Raw genomic sequence first — 13,629 nt, 5'->3', positions numbered from 1 at the left:
GCGACGGGTAGACTGGACCTCAGTTCGGTGGTCGTCCCCACCGCTGCGCCGGGATCCCGTACGGGTCGTCCGGCCCGGGCGGCCGCCGGCATCAGGCCGGCGTCCGTCGGCCCGACTGCGACCGCCGTACGCGAGACAGGAGCGCCGGACCCAGTGGCCGACGAGACGAGCACGCCCCAGCCCGACACGTCCCCCGACCAGGCACCCTCCCTCGCCGACGTCGTCGACGCGTCCGCGGCCGGGCCGGCGTCGTCCGGGAGCTACGACGCGAGCGCGATCACGGTGCTCGAAGGCCTGGAGGCGGTCCGCAAGCGCCCCGGCATGTACATCGGCTCCACCGGAGAGCGCGGGCTGCACCACCTCGTCTACGAGGTCGTCGACAACTCCGTCGACGAGGCGCTCGCCGGGTACGCCACGTCGATCGAGGTGACGCTGCTGGCCGACGGCGGCGTCCGGGTCGTCGACGACGGCCGCGGCATCCCCGTCGACGTCCACCCGGTGGAGAACCGTCCTGCGGTGGAGGTCGTGCTCACCGTGCTGCACGCCGGCGGCAAGTTCGGGGGCACCGGGTACGCGGTCTCCGGTGGCCTGCACGGGGTCGGCGTGTCGGTCGTCAACGCCCTGTCCACCCGGCTCGAGGTCGAGGTGCGTCGGCAGGGTCACGTCTGGCGGCAGGCCTACCTGCAGGGCGTGCCGGAGGCGCCGCTGGCCAAAGGGGAGCCGACCGACCGCACGGGCACCACGGTGACCTTCTGGCCGAACCCCGACATCTTCGAGACCACCGACTTCGACTTCGAGACGCTGCGCAGCCGGTTCCAGCAGGTGGCGTTCCTCAACAAGGGACTGACGATCTCGCTGACCGACGAGCGCCCGGGACACGCCACCGAGGACGCGGACGACGTCGCCGCCGAGACGGGTGGGCCGGCGCAGGAGGCGGCGGCCCGCACGGTGACCTTCCGCTACGACGGCGGACTCGTCGACTACGTCACCCACCTCAACTCCTCGAAGAAGACCGAGAAGATCCACCCCGAGGTGATCTCCTTCGAGACCGAGGACGCCGACCGGCGGATGAGCCTCGAGGTCGCGATGCAGTGGACGGGCGCGTACTCCGAGAGCGTCCACACCTACGCCAACACCATCAACACCCACGAGGGCGGCACTCACGAGGAGGGCTTCCGGGCGGCGCTGACCACGCTCGTCAACCGGTACGCCCGCGAGCAGAACCTGCTCAAGGAGAAGGACCTCAACCTCACCGGCGAGGACGTCCGCGAGGGCCTCACCGCCGTCGTGTCGATCAAGCTGGCGGACCCGCAGTTCGAGGGCCAGACCAAGACCAAGCTCGGCAACACCGAGGTCAAGGGGTTCGTCCAGCGTGTGGTCACCGACGAGCTCGCCGACTGGTTCGAGCGCAACCCGCGGGAGGCCAAGGACGTCGTCCGCAAGGCCATCCAGGCGGCCGCGGCCCGGATGGCCGCCCGCAAGGCCCGGGAGGCGACCCGGCGCAAGGGGCTGCTGGAGTCCGGCGGGATGCCGGGCAAGCTGCGGGACTGCCAGCTCAACGACCCGGTGCGCACCGAGGTGTTCATCGTCGAGGGCGACTCCGCCGGCGGCTCCGCCGTCCGCGGCCGCAACCCCGAGACGCAGGCGATCCTGCCGATCCGCGGCAAGATCCTCAACGTCGAGAAGGCCCGGATCGACAAGGCGCTGGGCAACCTCGAGGTCCAGGCGCTCATCACCGCGTTCGGCACCGGCATCGGGGAGGACTTCGACCTCGCCCGGCTGAGGTACCACAAGATCATCCTGATGGCGGACGCCGACGTTGACGGCCAGCACATCTCGACGCTGCTGCTGACCCTGCTGTTCCGCTACATGAAGCCGCTCATCGAGAACGGCCACGTCTACCTCGCCCAGCCGCCGCTGTACCGGCTGAAGTGGAGCAACGCCCCGCACGAGTACGTCTACAGCGACAAGGAGCGCGACGCCCTGCTGCGCGAGGGGATCGCCGCGGGCAAGCGGATCCCCAAGGACAACGGCATCCAGCGCTACAAGGGCCTCGGCGAGATGGACTACTCCGAGCTGTGGGAGACGACGATGGACCCCGAGCACCGCACGCTGCGGATGGTGACCATCGACGACGCGGCCGCCGCCGACGAGATCTTCTCCGTGCTCATGGGTGAGGACGTCGAGTCCCGGCGGGCGTTCATCCAGCGCAACGCCAAGGACGTCCGCTTCCTCGACATCTGACCCCCACCCCCGACCCCCTCCACCCCCGACCCCCTCCACCCCGACCCCCCAACCGTGATCATGCAGTCCCGCCACCCTGACGACGAAGGACGCCCGTGACCGAGCAGCCCCCCACCCCGTCGGCCGGCGACCGGGTCGAGACCGTCGACCTGCAGCTGGAGATGCAGCGGTCCTACCTCGACTACGCGATGAGCGTGATCGTGGGGCGGGCGCTGCCGGAGGTGCGGGACGGCCTCAAGCCGGTGCACCGCCGCGTCCTGTACGCGATGTACGACGGCGGCTACCGCCCGGACCGCGCGTTCTCCAAGTGCTCCAGGGTCGTCGGCGACGTCATGGGGCAGTACCACCCGCACGGCGACCAGGCGATCTACGACACCCTCGTACGGCTGGTCCAGGACTGGTCGATGCGGTACCCGCTGGTGGCAGGCCAGGGCAACTTCGGCTCCCCGGGCAACGACCCGGCCGCCGCCCCCCGGTACACCGAGTGCCGGCTGGCGCCGCTGGCCATGGAGATGGTCCGTGACATCACCGAGGACACCGTCGACTTCGTCGACAACTACGACGGGCGCACCAAGGAGCCGGTGATCCTGCCGAGCCGGTTCCCGAACCTGCTCGTCAACGGGTCCGCCGGCATCGCCGTCGGGATGGCGACCAACATCCCCCCGCACAACCTGCGCGAGGTCGCGGCCGGCGTCCAGTGGCTGCTGGAGAACCCGGAGGCCTCCAAGGAGGAGCTCCTCGACGCCCTCATCGCCCGGATCCAGGGGCCGGACTTCCCGACCGGAGCCCTCGTCCTCGGTCGCCGCGGCATCGAGGAGGCCTATCGCACCGGCCGCGGGTCGATCACGATGCGCGCGGTGGTGGAGGTCGAGGAGATCCAGGGCCGCACCTGCCTCGTCGTCACCGAGCTGCCCTACCAGGTCAACCCGGACAACCTGGCGCAGACGATCGCCCAGCTGGTCAAGGACGGCCGCCTCGCCGGCATCGCGGACATCCGGGACGAGACGTCCGGGCGCACCGGGCAGCGGCTGGTCATCGTGCTCAAGCGTGACGCCATCGCCAAGGTGGTGCTCAACAACCTCTACAAGCACACCCAGCTGCAGTACACGTTCGGCGCCAACATGCTGGCCCTCGTCGACGGCGTGCCGCGCACCCTGAGCCTCGACGCGTTCGTCCGGTACTGGGTCGACCACCAGATCGAGGTCATCGTCCGGCGGACCCGCTACCGACTGCGGGAGGCCGAGCAGGAGGCGCACATCCTGCGCGGCTACCTCAAGGCGCTCGACGCGCTCGACGAGGTGATCGCGCTGATCCGGGCCAGCGCCACGGTCGAGGTCGCCCGCACCGGGCTGATGGACCTCCTCGACATCGACGAGGTGCAGGCGACCGCGATCCTCAACATGCAGCTGCGCCGGCTGGCGGCCCTCGAGCGGCAGAAGATCGAGGACCGGTTCGCCGAGCTGCAGACCCTCATCGCCGACTACGAGGCGATCCTCGCCGACCCCCAGCGGCAGCGCCGGATCGTCAGCGAGGAGCTCGCCGAGATCGTCGACAAGTACGGCGACGAGCGGCGCACCCGGGTGGTGCCCTTCGACGGGGACATGTCGATGGAGGACCTCGTCCCGCAGGAGGACGTCGTCGTCACCATCACCCGTGGCGGGTACGCCAAGCGGACCCGGGTGGACCAGTACCGGTCCCAGCGCCGCGGCGGCAAGGGGGTGCGCGGGGCGCAGCTGCGGGCCGACGACGTCGTGAGCCACTTCTTCACCACCTCGACCCACCACTGGCTGCTGTTCTTCACCAACCTCGGCCGCGTCTACCGGGCCAAGGCGTACGAGCTGCCCGAGGGGGGCCGGGACGCGCGGGGCCAGCACATCGCCAACCTGCTCGCCTTCCAGCCCGGCGAGGAGATCGCCCAGGTGCTGGCGCTGGAGAGCTACACGCAGGCCCCGTACCTCGTGCTGGCCACCCGGCGCGGGCTGGTGAAGAAGACCCGGCTGACCGAGTACGACTCCAACCGGTCCGGCGGGGTGATCGCGATCAACCTGCGGGACGGCGACGAGCTGGTGTCCGCCCGTCTCGCCTCCGCCGAGGACGACCTGCTGCTGGTCTCCCGGAAGGGCCAGTCGCTGCGGTTCACGGCCACCGACGAGAGCCTGCGGCCGATGGGCCGGGCGACCTCGGGGGTCACCGGGATGAAGTTCCGCGGGGACGACGAGCTGCTGGCGATGGACGTCGTCCGGGAGGGCACGCCGGACGACGTGTTCGTCGTCTTCGAGAACGGCCTGGCCAAGCGCACCCCGGTGGCGCAGTACCGGGTGCAGGGCCGCGGCGGGCTGGGGATCAAGGTCGCCGCGATCACCGAGCGCGGCGGGGACCTCGTCGGAGCCCTCATCGTCGGCCCGGACGACGAGGTGCTCGTCGTCATGGAGAAGGGCAAGATCGTCCGCTCGCGGGTGTCCGAGGTCCGCTCCACCGGCCGGAACACCTCCGGGGTGAAGTTCGCGACGCCGGACCCCGGCGACTCCATCATCGCGGTGGCGCGCAACGCCGAGCGTGCCATCGAGGAGGAGATCGGGGACGAGAGCCCCGACGACGTGCCGGACGGCGCGGGGACGGCCGAGACCGCCGGCGATGCCGTACCGTCGGAGCCGTCCGACGACGGAGGTGAGGCGTGAGCCCGTCCGAGCAGTCCCCACCGGGGCCGACGGTGACCGCGTCGCGGACGCCTCAGGGCCGCCCGGCCGAGACCCGGGACGCGTCCGGCGGCCCCGCCCAGCGCCCGTCGTCCGCGGCGCCCCGACCGGCTCCCCCGGCGCCGCGCAAGGTGCGGCTCACGGTCTCCCGGGTCGACCCGTGGTCGGTGATGAAGCTGGCGTTCCTGCTGTCGGTGGCGATCGGGATCGCCCTCGTCGTCGCGGCCGGCATGCTGTGGTCGATCCTGGACGGGATGGGCGTGTTCGCGGACCTGTCCGACGTCATCGGCCAGATCCTCGGCGACCCGGCGTTCAGCCTGGAGGACTACGTCGGCTTCTCCCAGGTGCTGTCGCTGGCCACGGTCGTCGCCGTCGTCGACGTCGTGCTGCTCACCGCGATCGCGACGCTCGGGTCGTTCCTGTACAACCTGTCCAGCGCACTCGTCGGCGGGCTGCACGTGACCCTGTCCGACGACTGAGATCCCGTCGGCCGTCGACCGGGCCCGTCGACCCTTCCGACCGCGGCGGTCGGTTTGGGAGGCCCCGACGCGCTGGGGTACCCTCGTGCGGCACCACGGGCCTATAGCTCAGTCGGTTAGAGCGCTTCCCTGATAAGGAAGAGGTCAGAGGTTCAAGTCCTCTTAGGCCCACTGCCTCCTGCGAGGCCCGCTGTCCGTCCCACCCGTGGAGGTCGTCGTGAAGAAGCTGCTCACGCTGGCGGCGGCCGCCGCCGCGGGCGTCGTCGTCTGGCAGCGGCTGCGCGCAGAGCGCGCCGAGCGGGACCTGTGGGCGGAGGCGACCGACCGGGTTTGACCCCGGGCCCCGGGGGGCGTGGCGCAAGTGGTAGCGCACCTGCTTTGCAAGCAGGGGGTTAGGGGTTCGAGTCCCCTCGCCTCCACCCCAGACTCCGAAGGCCAGTACGTGGCTGCTGGCGCCCTCGGCGCCTAAGGAGACGGCAGATGCACAACCAACTCGAGGTCGAGCGGAAGTTCACGGTCGACGAGGACTTCGACCTCACCAGCGTGCGTCTCTCCGACCGGACTCGCCTGGTGCACGACGGAGTGTTCCAGCTGAGGGCGACGTACTACGACGCCGCCGACCTGCGGCTGATCGCCGAGGGGATCACGCTGCGCCGGCGAACCGGTGGCCCCGACGACGGGTGGCAGCTCAAGCTGCCGCACGGGCCCGACGGACGCGAGGAGGTGCACGAACCGGCCGCAGCCGGTGAGACCGAGCCGCCCGCGTCGCTTCGTGGCCTGGTGCTGGCCCACCTGCGCGGTGAGACCCTGAGGCCGGTGGCGCAGATCACGACCTCCCGCGTCGTCCACCGTCTCGTCGGCGACGAGCGGGGCGGTCCGGTGCTTGCCGAGCTCGTGGACGACCACGTCACAGCCGAGGTGTGCGGAGACGAGGCGATCTCTACCGCCTGGCGCGAGGTGGAGGCCGAGCTGGTCGAGGGCGACGCAGACCTGCTGAGAGCGGTCACGGCCGCACTGGAACGGGCGGGTGCCTCCCGTGCCGTCGCAGGATCGAAGCTGGAGCGCGCGCTCGGCGGCCGGGTGCCGCCCCGGCGCCAGGCGCCGGCGGGCCTCGGCAGGGACAGCGACGCCGCCGCAGTGGCGCTGGCCTACCTGCGCCAGCAGGTCGCGGCGATCACGGCGGCCGATCCGCTGGTCCGGCTGGACGCCGAGGACGCAGTGCACCAGATGCGCGTCGCGTCCCGGCGACTGCGGGCAGCCCTGACGACGTTCCGGCCCCACCTCGCCCGCGGGCACACCGACGCGCTCCGCGGCGAGCTGCGGTGGCTCGCCGGCCTCCTCGGCGACGTCCGCGACGCCGAGGTCCTTCGCGACCGCCTGCGCGACCGGTTCGACGCCGCCCCGGCCGGCCCGGGGACCGCGGCGGCTCGGGCGCGGGTGGACGCCGGCCTCTCCCGCAGGTACGACCACGCGCGCGCCGAGATGCTCCACCAGCTCGACAGCCCCCGCTACCGGCGGCTGCTCGACGACCTCGACGGCCTGCTCGACGCGCCACCGCTCACCCCACGTGCCCGGCGTCCGGCACGTGAGGAGCTGCCGGGCAGGGCCCGGAAGGCGTGGAAGGCCCTGCGCCGGGCGCACCAGGCAGCCGATGCAGCCGTCACACCGGGGGAGAGGGCGACCGCCTTGCACGAGGTGCGCAAGGCCGCCAAGCGGGCGCGGTACACCGGCGAGGCGCTCCAGCCCGCCTTCGGCAAGGACGCCGCACGGTTCGCCGCGGCGATGGAGCGGGTCCAGGAGGTGCTCGGCGAGCACCAGGACAGTCAGGTGGCGCGCGAGACGCTCGCCGAGATGGCAGCCCAGGCGTACGCCGCCGGCGAGGACACGTTCGCCTACGGCTTCGTGGCTGGGCTCGAGGAGGCAGCGGCCGCGGCGGCTCGGAGCACGTACCGCGACGCGTGGCGGGCGGCGTCGCGACAGAAACTGCACCGCTGGACGCGGTCCTGAGCGGTGCGCACACACCGAGCGCTCCACCCCTCAGTGGGCAACTCCTCGCGGCTGGCGGGGGCGAGGTCTCTCATGGAGTCCGATAGGCGCTACGGCGGTGGTCGATCCGGATCACGACGACCTCGTGCCTGTTCTCGTTGATGCGGTACAGGACCCGGTAGGTGCCGCGCCGCGCGGAGTAGATTCCGGCGAGATCTGCACGCAACGGCTTCCCGACGCGATGAGGGTTCTGGATGAGAGAACCGGTGAGGAGCTCGATAACGGCGGCCGCCACAGCCTCGGACAACGTGGTCTGCAGGGCGACGTGGTCTGCAGGGCGCGGACTGCTGGTGGAGTCACGATGAGTGCATAGGGCTCCCCCGCCGAGGTCACGGACGCAGCGCACGGACCGCCTCGACGCCGCGGACGACGTCCCCGCGAGCGTAGGCGGCGTCCGCCTCACGAATCTCAGCCAGCGCCTCTGCGTCTCCCAGGACCTCCAGGGTCTCTTCCAGCTGTGCCAGGTCATCAGGACTGATCAGCACCGCCGCGGGGCGTCCGTTACGGGTCAGGGTGACGCGCTCGTGCTCATGCTCGACCCGGTCGACCACCTCACTGAGGTGATCACGAATCCGGCGAATCGACTCTGTGCGCATGGCCACAATTGTGGCCCTGGATGCCTACAGCACAAGATGCGTGACGGGTCCCTGTGGTGGCGACGCAGAACCCTGGCTCAGGGTTCCGGGCTACGAGCGTGAGGCTCGCCGGGAGCCTCCGGGGCCGCTCGGCGAGGACGTACTCGCCGGTCTCGTTCTCCACCATGAGTCCCGGCAAGGCGTCCCACGGGGCCGATTCGTGACTCTGCGAGCGGCCGGCCTACCCCCGGCCGGGCTCGTTCTTCGGCTCGTCCGTGCTCTCGCCCTCGGCGGGGACGCCGGGGACCTCCGCCGTCCCGGTGCCGGCGGCGTCGGCGTCCAGGGCTGAGCTCGCCTCACCGGACGCCAGGGCCTCTCCGGCCTGCGCCTCGGGCGACCCGTCGGGTGCCGGGGTGTCGACGTCCGTGCTCTCACTCGCCAGGGTGCCCGTACCGAGCCCGCCGCCGGTGGTACCGCCGCTGAGCCGGCTGCCGCTGGTCCCGTAGCTGGGGGCAGTCCCCGTCCCGCTCGCCCACGGGTTCTCCACCGGACGGGTGGAGCGCCAGACGGCCCAACCTGCGGCGACGGCCGCGGCGAGCACGGAGACCAGCAGCACGGTCCGCCCGGTGTGCCTCTCCTCGCGTCGGCGCGCTGCGCGGGCCGCCTTGGCGCTCTTCTTCGCCTGCTTCTCGGTCTCGGCCAGGGCCACCATGCTGCGGTCGTGCGCCGCGTCGGCCTTGGCCTGTGCGGCAGCGGCGGCCGCCGTCACCGCCTCGACGAGCCGCGGCAGCACGTCCTCCACGATCTTGTCGCGGGCGGCGTCCACCCTCGGGGCGAGCGCCTCGGCCGCGGCCTCCACCTTGGGAGCGGCCGTCTCCAGCCCCCGGGTGCGGGCGTTCTCCAGCCGGGGCTGGGCCCACTCCCGGGCGGTCGCGCCGGCGGTCAAGGCACTCTCCCGCGCCCGTTCGGCGGCCCGCTCGGCGGCCGGGCTCAGCCGCTGACGCACCTCCTCGGCGGACTGGCGCAAGTGCTCGGTGGACTCCCGCAGCTGCTCGGTGGTTCGTCCGGAACCGCTCTTCGTACGGAACACGCAGTCCTCCCCTCGGGCCCGTCTGGTCCGGGCCTGGTGGTCGTGGTGCCCCATCCTGCCCCTCCCGGCGTGCGTCTGCCCGCCGGGGCCGGCCGTACGTGACGTGCGTGACAGGATGGGCGTCATGTTCGCGACCCTGCACACGTCCCACGGCGACATCCGTATCGAGCTGTTCGAGAACCACGCCCCCAAGACGGTCCGCAACTTCACCGGACTGGCCACGGGCACCCGGGAGTGGACCGACCCGAGGTCCGGCTCGACGTCCTCGGAGCCGTTCTACGACGGCCTGACGTTCCACCGCGTCATCCCCGGCTTCATGATCCAGGGCGGCTGCCCGTTGGGCACCGGGACCGGCGGTCCCGGTTACGTGTTCGACGACGAGATCCACCCCGAGCTGTCGTTCGACCGGCCCTACCTGCTGGCGATGGCCAACGCGGGCAAGCGGATGGGCAAGGGCACGAACGGCTCCCAGTTCTTCATCACCGTCGCGCCGACGACGTGGCTTACCGGCAAGCACACGATCTTCGGCGAGGTCGCCGACGCGCCGAGCCGGGAGGTCGTCGACGCGATCGCCGCCGTCCCGACCGGCCCGCAGGACAAGCCGCGCCAGGACGTCGTCATCGAGCGGGTGACGATCGAGGAGTGAGTGGGGACCTCCCCGCCACGGGCGGGCCCGCTGCGCCCCCGGTGTGTCCCAGGCACCCCGACCGGGAGTCCTGGGTCCGCTGCCAGCGCTGCGAGCGTCCCGTCTGCCCGGAGTGCCAGCGGCCGGCCGCGGTCGGCGTCCAGTGCGTCGACTGCGTCCGTGACCAGGCGCGCACCGTCCGCCCGGCCCGGACGACGTTCGGGGGTCGGGTCGCCGAGGGCCGGCCCGTCGTCACCCTGACCCTCATCACGGTGTCCGTGCTGGCGTTCCTCGCCCAGCAGGTGCCCGGACTGGACGTGACGAGCACCTTCGCGTTCACCCCCGCGTTCGCGGCCGAGCAGCCGTGGCGGTTCCTCACCGCGGCCTTCCTGCACGCGCCCGGCTCCATCTGGCACATCGGCTTCAACATGTACGCGTTGTGGCTGCTCGGCCCGTACCTCGAGGGCCTCTTCGGCCGGTTGCGGTTCTCGGTGCTCTACCTCATGTCAGCCCTCGGCGGGTCGGTCGGCTTCGTGCTCCTCGCGGGCTTCGTCGACGGCCCGTACCTCACGAGCACCGTGGGCGCCTCCGGTGCGGTGTTCGGACTGTTCGGTGCGCTCGTCGTCGTCCAACGCCGGCTCGGTCGCCGGCTCGGGCAGATCGCCGTCGTGCTCGGCATCAACGCCGTGCTCGGCTTCGTCCTGCCCAACATCGCCTGGCAGGCGCACCTCGGCGGGCTGGTCACCGGCGGCGCCCTGGCGGCCGTCCTCGCCTACGCGCCGCGCGAACGGCGGACCGTCGTCCAGGTCGCCGGGACCGCGGCGGTCGCGGCCGTCCTCGTCGTCCTCGCTGCCGTCCGCTACCTCGTCTGACCGACCAGCGCCCGACCGCTGCTCGCTTGCCCGCCGGCACAGTCTGAGGACGAGTTCCAGCGGCGTAATTCCACCGGTGGAACTTGTCCCCAGGTGTGGAGAACCCTGTGGACGACGCCCGGGTGAGTGCGGTGCGCTCAGCGCCAGCGGGTGGTCATGAGGAACCCGGCCATGATGAAGACGAAGCCGATCACGAGGTTCCAGTTGCCCGGAGTCCACTCACCGCCGCCGAGGGACAGGGTCGGCAGCGGGTACTGGCCCTGGCTGAGGTAGTACACGACGATCCAGACCAGCCCGAGGAGCATGAGGCCGAGCATCACCGGGACGAACCACGGCGGGTTCGGCTTCGGTCCGGACGAGGACGTCGGGGGCGGCGTGTAGGCGGCCTTGCGACGGCTCCTCGACTCGGGCACGGGTTCCTCCTCGGGACCGGGGGCGGGATCAGCGCGGCTGATCTGTGCACGGCGGAACGACCGGACCGCCTGAGACGTCTAGCGTAGTGCCGAAGGACTTCCCGGGGCACGAGCGGGCACGCGGTGGCGGGAACGGACGACGGACGGACGACAGGAGCGGTGGAAGTCGACGTGGACTCAGCGGACCGAGGGCACCAGAGGCGCCGGGGGCTGCCCCTCGGCGTGACCGCGGTGCTCGTCGTGGCCGGCCTGCTGTTCTCCGCCAGCGCCACCGTGGCTGACGGCGACGACCTGCGCACCGACGTGGCCGACCTGCCCGCCCTCATCGCCGCCGAGACCAAGGACGTCGAGGCCAAGGCGGAACGGGTCACCCAGCTGCGGGCCGAGGTCGAGGAGCTCAGCGAGCGCACCGGCGACACCCGGGTGCAGGACCTGCAGGCCGTGGCCGACACGCTCGGTTTCGCCAGCGGCACCCAGCCGGTCGAGGGCCCGGGGGTCGAGGTCGTCCTCGACGACGTACCGCGGGACCGGCCCCTCCCCGAGGGGGTGGCCGCCGACCTGCTCGTCGTCCACCAGGAGGACGTGCAGGCCGTCGTCAACGCCCTGTGGGCCGGTGGCGCGGAGGCCATGACGCTCATGGACCAGCGGGTGATCTCCACCAGCGCCGTGCGCTGCGTCGGCAGCACCCTGCGCCTGCAGGGTCGGGTCTACAGCCCGCCGTACACCATCCGCGCCGTCGGGGACACCGGCGCGCTGCTGCGCGCCCTCGAGGAGTCCCGGGACGTCCAGATCTACCGTGAGTACGTCGACGCGTACGGCCTGGGGTGGAGCACCCGGGTGCTGCCCTCGGTGGAGGTGCCGGCGTTCGAGGGGTCGCTCGAGCTGCGGTACGCCGAGGCGCTGGAGGACGCGTGATCCGGTCCGTCGTCCGGGGCGTCGGGGAGGTGCTCCTCACCCTCGGCGTCCTGCTGCTCCTGTTCGTGGCGTGGCAGCTGTGGTGGACCGACGTCGAGGCAGGACGCGAGCAGCAGGCTGCCGCCGACCGGCTGCGGGGATCGTGGACCGAGCCGGCCGCGGCGGAACCGGCTGCGGACCCCGACCCCCCGCCGTCCGAGCCCCCGGTGCCGTCACCGGTGCAGGAGGGGGAGTCCTTCGCGCTCGTGCACGTCCCCCGGTTCGGCCCGGACTACGCCGTCCCGGTCGACGAGGGCATCGGGCTCGAGGAGGTGCTCAACGACGGCGTCCTCGGCCACTACCCGGGCACGGCGCTGCCCGGGTCGGTCGGCAACTTCTCGGTCGCCGGCCACCGGGTCACCTACGGGCGGCCGCTCAACCTCATCGCCGAGCTGCGCCCCGGGGACCCGATCGTCGTCGAGACCGCCGACGCCTGGTACGTCTACCGGATGCGTGAGCACCAGATCGTCTCGCCGGACCGGGTGGAGGTGGTGGCTCCGGTGCCCGGGGACCCGCAGGCGGAGCCGTCCGAGCGGCTCATGACACTCACCGCGTGCCACCCGATGTACTCGGCGCGTGAGCGGTACATCGTGCACGCCGAGCTCGACACCTGGCTGCCCCGGGACGCCGGCCCGCCGCCCGAGCTGGCCGCGGCACCCGAGAGGACGGAGGACTGAGCCGGTGTACGGATGGATCTGGCGCTCCCTTCCCGGCCCGGTCGCGGTGAAGGTGCTGCTCGCGCTGGTGCTGGTCGTCGCGGTCGTGGCGGTGCTCTTCGTCTGGGTCTTCCCCGCGATCGCGCCCTACCTGCCGTTCAACGACAACACCGTCGGCTGAGGCAGGATGGGTCCGTGGCCCCCCACGTCCTCGTCGTCGACAACTACGACAGCTTCGTCTTCACGATCGTCGGCTACCTGCGCCAGCTCGGCGCCAGCTGCCGGGTGGTCCGCAACGACGCCATCGGGGTGGAGGCGGCGGACGACGTCGACGGCGTCCTGCTCTCGCCCGGGCCGGGTACCCCGGCCTCGGCGGGGGTGTGCAGCGACCTCGTCCGGCACGTGGTGCGGACCGGGACGCCGCTGCTCGGCATCTGCCTGGGACACCAGGTGATCGCCGAGGTGCACGGAGCGACCGTCACGCACGCCGACGAGCTCGTGCACGGCAAGACGAGCCGCGTCGTCCACGACGGCGTGGGGGTGCTCGACGGGCTGCCGAGCCCGTTCACGGCGACCCGCTACCACTCCCTGGCCGTCGTGGAGTCCACCGTGCCGGACGAGCTCCTCGTCACCGCACGGACCGACGGCGGGGTGGTGATGGCGCTGCAGCACCGGGAGCAGCCGGTCCACGGGGTGCAGTTCCACCCGGAGTCGGTGCTCACTGAGGGCGGTCACCGACTGCTGGCGAACTGGCTGACCACGTGCGGGGACCCCGGCGCGGTCGCCCGCTCCGCCGGCCTGGCCCCCCTCGCCCCCCACCCCCCTTCGTGATCATGCAATCCCGCCACCCTCGCCGTCCCTCGTGACCCCCGTGATCATGCAATCCCGCCACCCACCGGCTCGCAGAATGCTGGGTTGGTGGCGCGACACGCCGGCCGGGTTGTGCTGAGCGCAGCATTCTGTGGTGGAGCCGCCCGAC

General features: G+C 72.0%; 15 protein-coding genes and 2 tRNA genes. 13 read left to right on the top strand and 4 right to left on the bottom strand.

The window, feature by feature from the left end; all coding sequences use genetic code 11:
- The first annotated feature begins 153 nt into the window (after positions 1–153).
- The 7 genes from gyrB (at position 154) to ACFP6A_RS09025 (ending at position 7,426) form a co-directional block, all read left to right on the top strand.
- On the top strand, positions 154–2,244 hold the full coding sequence (gene gyrB / locus ACFP6A_RS09055; protein ID WP_379603166.1) for a DNA topoisomerase (ATP-hydrolyzing) subunit B: 2,091 nt from the start codon (positions 154–156) through the stop codon (positions 2,242–2,244).
- A 95-nt stretch (positions 2,245–2,339) separates the two neighbouring features.
- Positions 2,340–4,922: a DNA gyrase subunit A gene (gene gyrA, locus ACFP6A_RS09050; protein ID WP_379603165.1), complete on the top strand. Its 2,583-nt coding sequence runs from the start codon at positions 2,340–2,342 to the stop codon at positions 4,920–4,922.
- Positions 4,919–5,419: a DUF3566 domain-containing protein gene (locus ACFP6A_RS09045; protein WP_379603164.1), complete on the top strand. Its 501-nt coding sequence runs from the start codon at positions 4,919–4,921 to the stop codon at positions 5,417–5,419. Before gyrA ends, ACFP6A_RS09045 begins: the two co-directional genes overlap by 4 nt.
- A gap of 97 nt (positions 5,420–5,516) precedes the next feature.
- A tRNA-Ile gene (locus tag ACFP6A_RS09040) sits at positions 5,517–5,590 on the top strand.
- Between the two features lie 46 nt (positions 5,591–5,636).
- A complete protein-coding gene (locus tag ACFP6A_RS09035) occupies positions 5,637–5,753 on the top strand; it encodes a DLW-39 family protein (RefSeq protein ID WP_379603163.1) in 117 nt (38 codons plus the stop codon).
- Between the two features lie 12 nt (positions 5,754–5,765).
- Positions 5,766–5,838, top strand: a tRNA-Ala gene (locus ACFP6A_RS09030).
- Between the two features lie 61 nt (positions 5,839–5,899).
- Positions 5,900–7,426, top strand: a complete 1,527-nt coding sequence (locus ACFP6A_RS09025) for a CHAD domain-containing protein (RefSeq protein ID WP_379603162.1) — start codon at positions 5,900–5,902, stop codon at positions 7,424–7,426.
- A gap of 70 nt (positions 7,427–7,496) precedes the next feature.
- Here the strand turns inward: ACFP6A_RS09025 and ACFP6A_RS09020 are convergent, their stop codons facing one another.
- The 3 genes from ACFP6A_RS09020 to ACFP6A_RS09010 form a co-directional block, all read right to left on the bottom strand.
- Entirely contained in the window at positions 7,497–7,700 is a 204-nt protein-coding gene (locus ACFP6A_RS09020) for a type II toxin-antitoxin system RelE/ParE family toxin (protein WP_379603161.1), read from the bottom strand.
- A gap of 94 nt (positions 7,701–7,794) precedes the next feature.
- The gene (locus ACFP6A_RS09015; protein ID WP_379603160.1) at positions 7,795–8,061 is read right to left on the bottom strand and encodes a type II toxin-antitoxin system Phd/YefM family antitoxin; all 267 of its coding nucleotides are present in this window, start codon (positions 8,059–8,061) and stop codon (positions 7,795–7,797) included.
- 220 nt (positions 8,062–8,281) lie between these two features.
- Positions 8,282–9,130 (bottom strand): DUF5324 family protein, encoded by an 849-nt coding sequence (locus tag ACFP6A_RS09010; RefSeq protein WP_379603159.1) that lies wholly within the window; start codon positions 9,128–9,130, stop codon positions 8,282–8,284.
- Between the two features lie 124 nt (positions 9,131–9,254).
- On the opposite strand from ACFP6A_RS09010, the gene ACFP6A_RS09005 reads away from it, so the two are divergent.
- The gene (locus ACFP6A_RS09005) at positions 9,255–9,776 is read left to right on the top strand and encodes a peptidylprolyl isomerase (protein WP_379603158.1); all 522 of its coding nucleotides are present in this window, start codon (positions 9,255–9,257) and stop codon (positions 9,774–9,776) included.
- A 41-nt stretch (positions 9,777–9,817) separates the two neighbouring features.
- Positions 9,818–10,627, top strand: coding sequence for a rhomboid family intramembrane serine protease (locus ACFP6A_RS09000; RefSeq protein ID WP_379603157.1), 810 nt, complete (start codon positions 9,818–9,820; stop codon positions 10,625–10,627).
- A 137-nt stretch (positions 10,628–10,764) separates the two neighbouring features.
- Here ACFP6A_RS09000 and ACFP6A_RS08995 read toward each other — a convergent pair whose 3' ends face one another.
- Positions 10,765–11,040, bottom strand: coding sequence for a cell division protein CrgA (locus ACFP6A_RS08995; protein WP_379603156.1), 276 nt, complete (start codon positions 11,038–11,040; stop codon positions 10,765–10,767).
- Between the two features lie 222 nt (positions 11,041–11,262).
- Between ACFP6A_RS08995 and ACFP6A_RS08990 the strand changes: the two genes are divergently transcribed.
- The 4 genes from ACFP6A_RS08990 to ACFP6A_RS08975 are packed head-to-tail and all read left to right on the top strand — an operon-like array spanning position 11,263 to position 13,481.
- Positions 11,263–11,955 carry a DUF881 domain-containing protein gene (locus ACFP6A_RS08990; protein WP_379603155.1) on the top strand — a complete coding sequence of 231 codons (693 nt, stop codon included), beginning with the start codon at positions 11,263–11,265 and terminating at the stop codon, positions 11,953–11,955.
- Positions 11,952–12,671, top strand: a complete 720-nt coding sequence (locus tag ACFP6A_RS08985; protein WP_379603154.1) for a class E sortase — start codon at positions 11,952–11,954, stop codon at positions 12,669–12,671. Before ACFP6A_RS08990 ends, ACFP6A_RS08985 begins: the two co-directional genes overlap by 4 nt.
- 4 nt (positions 12,672–12,675) lie before the next feature.
- The gene (locus ACFP6A_RS08980) at positions 12,676–12,831 is read left to right on the top strand and encodes a hypothetical protein (RefSeq protein WP_379603153.1); all 156 of its coding nucleotides are present in this window, start codon (positions 12,676–12,678) and stop codon (positions 12,829–12,831) included.
- Positions 12,832–12,845: 14 nt separating this feature from the next.
- Entirely contained in the window at positions 12,846–13,481 is a 636-nt protein-coding gene (locus ACFP6A_RS08975) for an aminodeoxychorismate/anthranilate synthase component II (RefSeq protein WP_379603152.1), read from the top strand.
- Positions 13,482–13,629: the final 148 nt, after the last annotated feature.

Source organism: Quadrisphaera sp. GCM10027208, assembly GCF_042658805.1.
Lineage (GTDB): Bacteria > Actinomycetota > Actinomycetes > Actinomycetales > SCSIO-59966 > SCSIO-59966.
Note: the sequence above shows the minus strand (reverse complement) of the source record. Positions and strands in the feature narration are given on the sequence as shown.